Here is a 3,722-nt window from a genome sequence, read left to right as displayed (position 1 = left end):
TTTTCGACCTCGCTCTGCATCGAGTGCGATGCCTGCGTCGACATCTGCCCGATGGACTGCATCACCTTCACCCAGAACGGCGATGAAGCGGATTTGCGCACACGACTGAAAGCACCGTCGCAGCATCCCGACCAGGACCTTTACGTCTCGTCCGATCTCAAGACCGGCCGCGTGATGGTAAAGGACGAGGATGTCTGCCTGCATTGCGGGCTGTGCGCCGAGCGCTGTCCGACCGGCGCCTGGGACATGCAGAAGTATTTCATCGACATGACTTACGCAGGAACATCATGCCCGTCCAAAGCCCGATCAGCAGCGTAAACGACTTCGTCGTCCGCTTCGCCAACGTCAACGGCTCGGGCTCGGCGAGCGCCAACGAATTGTTCGCCCGCGCCATCCTGCGTCACGGCGTGCCGGTCTCCCCGCGCAACATCTTCCCCTCCAACATCCAGGGCCTGCCGACCTGGTACGAAGTGCGGGTGACGGAAGATGGCCATCTCGGCGCCCGTGGCGGCGTCGACATGATGGTGGCGATGAACCCGCAGACCTGGGACAAGGACGTCGCCGGAATCGAACCTGGCGGCTATCTGTTTTACGATTCCACCAAGCCGCTGCCGCAATCGAAATTCCGCGATGACATCAACGTCATCGGCGTGCCACTGACCGCGATCACCAATTCCACCTATACCGATCCGCGGCAGCGCCAGCTCTTCAAGAATATCATCTACCTCGGCGCGCTCTGCGCCCTGCTCGACATGGACCCGAAGCTGATCGAGCAGTTGATCGGCGAACAGTACAAGGGCAAGGAGAAGCTCTTGTCCTCCAACGTCCATGCGCTGCATCTTGGACGCGACTGGGCCTTGCAGAACCTCAAGTGCCCGATCGGGCTGAGGGTGAAGAAAGCCGACAAGGTCGGCGACCGCATCTTCATCGAGGGCAACAGCGCGGCTGCACTGGGCGCGGTCTATGGCGGCGCCACTGTCTGTGCCTGGTATCCGATCACGCCGTCTTCCTCGCTGGCGGACGCCTTTGCCAGCCACTGCAAGAAGCTGCGGCACGATCCCAAGACCGGCAAGGCCAACTACGCCATCGTGCAGGGCGAGGATGAACTTGCCTCGATCGGAATCGTGGTCGGGGCGGGCTGGAACGGCGCCCGTGCCTTCACCGCGACCTCCGGTCCCGGCATCTCGCTGATGACCGAATTCATCGGACTTTCGTACTTCGCCGAAATTCCGGCGGTGATCATGAACGTGCAGCGTGCCGGCCCGTCGACGGGCATGCCCACCCGCACGCAGCAATGCGACATCATCGCCTGCGCCTATGCTTCGCACGGCGACACCAAGCATGTGCTGCTGTTCCCGGAAGATCCGGCCGAAGCCTTCGAATTCGCGGCGCAGGCCTTCGATCTCGCCGAGCGGCTTCAGACCACGATCTTCCTGATGCTCGACCTCGACATCGGCATGAACCACCGGCTCTGCCGCCCACTGAAGTGGGACGATGCAAGGCAATATGACCGCGGCAAGGTGATGACGGCTGAAATGCTGGATGAGGGCCGCGACTTCGGCCGCTATCTCGACGTCGACGGCGACGGCATCCCTTACCGCACCTATCCGGGCACTCACCCGACCAAGGGCTCGTACTTCACCCGCGGTACCTCGCGCGACCGTTACGCCCGCTACTCGGAAGAAGGCGCGGTCTATGCCGACAACATGCAACGCCTGCTGCGCAAGTTCGAGACCGCGCAGGACATGGTGCCGCGGCCGTTACAGGCCAACGCCGCCAAGCCGACCAAATATGGCGTGCTGTATTTCGGTTCGACCGCGCCCGCGATGGATGAGGCGATCCAGCTCCTCGAGGCGCGCGGCCATACGCTCGACCGCATGCGCATCCGCGCCTTCCCGTTCCACTCCTCGGTGGCAAGCTTCATCGCCGACCACGATTTTGTGTACGTGGTCGAGCAGAACCGCGATGCCCAGCTTCGCACACTGATCGTCAACGAAAACGGCATCGATCCGGTCCGGCTGGTGCCGATCCGCCATTATGACGGCACGCCGATCACTGCGCGATTCATCGCAAACGCCATCGGCGAACATCAGGATCAGCTCAAGCTGACCCCGCTGCGCAAGGTAAAGTCATGACCTACATTGCAAAACCAAAATTCCATCATCCGGGCCTGACCAAGAATCGCCTCGGCTATACCCACCGCGATTACGAGGGCAAGATCTCGACGCTGTGCGCCGGATGCGGCCACGACTCGATCACCGCATCCATCATCGAGGCCTGCTACGAGCTCTCGATCGAGCCGCATCGGGTGGCAAAGATTTCCGGCATCGGCTGCTCGTCGAAAACCCCGGACTATTTCCTCGGCAACTCCCACGGCTTCAACACCGTCCACGGCCGCATGCCATCGGTGCTGACCGGCGCCAACCTCGCCAACCGCGACCTGATCTATCTCGGCGTCTCCGGCGACGGTGATTCCGCCTCGATCGGTTTCGGCCAGTTCGCGCACTCGATCCGGCGCGGCGTCAACATGACCTACATCGTCGAGAACAACGGCGTGTACGGCCTCACCAAGGGTCAATTCTCGGCGACCGCCGACCGCGGCTCGAAATCCAAGAAGGGCGTGACCAATACCGACAACGCGGTCGATCTGGTCGCGATCGCGCTTCAGCTCGGCGCCAGCTTCGTGGCCCGCAGCTTCTCCGGCGACAAGAACCAGCTCGTGCCCTTGATCGCAGCCGCCATCGAGCACAAAGGCGCGGCGTTCATCGACATCATCAGCCCCTGCATTGCCTTCAACAATCACGCCGGCTCGACCAAGAGCTTCGACTACGTGCGCGAGCACAACGATGCGGTGAACCGCCTCGACGTGCTCACCGGCCGCGAGCCAATCGCGGTCGACTACGCGCCAGGCACGGTGCAGGTGGTCGAACAGCACGACGGCAGCAAGATCGCGCTGCGCAAAATCGACGCCGATTACGATGCCCACGACCGCGTCGGCGCGATGGCGTTCCTGCAAAAGCACGCCGCCAAGGGCCAGATCGTCACCGGCCTCCTGTATGTCGATGCGGACGCGGAAGATCTGCACAGCCACCTCAACACGGTTGAACAGCCGCTCAACCGCCTCGAGGCCGACGTGCTGTGTCCGGGATCTGCGGCGCTGGAAAAGATCAACGCATCCTTGCGCTGAGCCCTGAAGAAACCTTCGCGCCTCAAGGACGCGATGCGTCCGGGTCGCCGGCGTGCGATCCTGCACGCTGCGGCAGCACGATGATGCACGCGAGGATCGCGGTTCCGAGCAGTGCCGTCGCGACATATCGGCTGAAGGCGAGGCCGCCGTCCTGTGCCGGCTTGTCGAGCAGGTCACCGAGCGTCGCACCAAGCGGACGCGTGAGGATAAAGGCACACCAGAACAGCGCGGTTCTGGAGGCGCTGGTCCAGAAATAGGCCGTCGCGATCGCCGCAAGCCCGGCGGAGAATACCAGCGCCCCGCCCTCGTAACCGAGCCCGTTGGTATCGGCCATCCAGTCGCCGAGTGCGGTGCCGAGCGTCTGCGAGAACAGGATCGATACCCAGTAGAAGGTCTCGGCGCGCGGCGTGGATATGAGGTTGACCGAAATGGTCCCTTCCGACCGGTACCATACCGCCAGAGAGGTCATCAGCAAAACGGCCAGCAGCGAGGCGCCGCCGGGATAGCCGACGCCGAGCGAGCGATCGGCGAAGTC

General features: G+C 62.9%; 3 protein-coding genes and 1 pseudogene. 3 read left to right on the top strand and 1 reads right to left on the bottom strand.

Annotated features, from left to right (window positions below; translation table 11 throughout):
- From VFL62_RS08635 to VFL62_RS08625, 3 genes are all read left to right on the top strand, one after another.
- On the top strand, window positions 1–318 hold a 318-nt coding region (locus VFL62_RS08635; RefSeq protein ID WP_325171953.1), incomplete at its 5' end, for an NADH-quinone oxidoreductase subunit I.
- Complete coding sequence (locus VFL62_RS08630) at window positions 288–2,135, top strand: 2-oxoacid:acceptor oxidoreductase subunit alpha (protein WP_325171952.1); 1,848 nt, start codon at window positions 288–290, stop codon at window positions 2,133–2,135. The genes VFL62_RS08635 and VFL62_RS08630, both read left to right, overlap by 31 nt.
- A complete protein-coding gene (locus VFL62_RS08625) occupies window positions 2,132–3,187 on the top strand; it encodes a 2-oxoacid:ferredoxin oxidoreductase subunit beta (protein ID WP_325171951.1) in 1,056 nt (351 codons plus the stop codon). The genes VFL62_RS08630 and VFL62_RS08625 overlap by 4 nt, the downstream gene beginning before the upstream one ends.
- A gap of 22 nt (window positions 3,188–3,209) precedes the next feature.
- On the opposite strand, the pseudogene VFL62_RS08620 reads toward VFL62_RS08625, so the two are convergent.
- Window positions 3,210–3,722, bottom strand: a pseudogene (locus tag VFL62_RS08620) (hypothetical protein); the annotation flags it as partial.

The sequence above is a fragment of the Bradyrhizobium sp. genome, from assembly GCF_035701725.1.
Classification (GTDB): Bacteria; Pseudomonadota; Alphaproteobacteria; order Rhizobiales; family Xanthobacteraceae; genus Bradyrhizobium.
This window is presented reverse-complemented; position numbering and strand designations above follow the sequence as displayed.

Excerpts from the sequence above, each read along its gene's own strand:
- VFL62_RS08630 (WP_325171952.1), top strand. The coding sequence starts at position 288 with ATGCCCGTCCAAAGCCCGATCAGCAGCGTAAACGACTTCGTCGTCCGC.
- VFL62_RS08625 (WP_325171951.1), top strand. The coding sequence starts at position 2,132 with ATGACCTACATTGCAAAACCAAAATTCCATCATCCGGGCCTGACCAAG.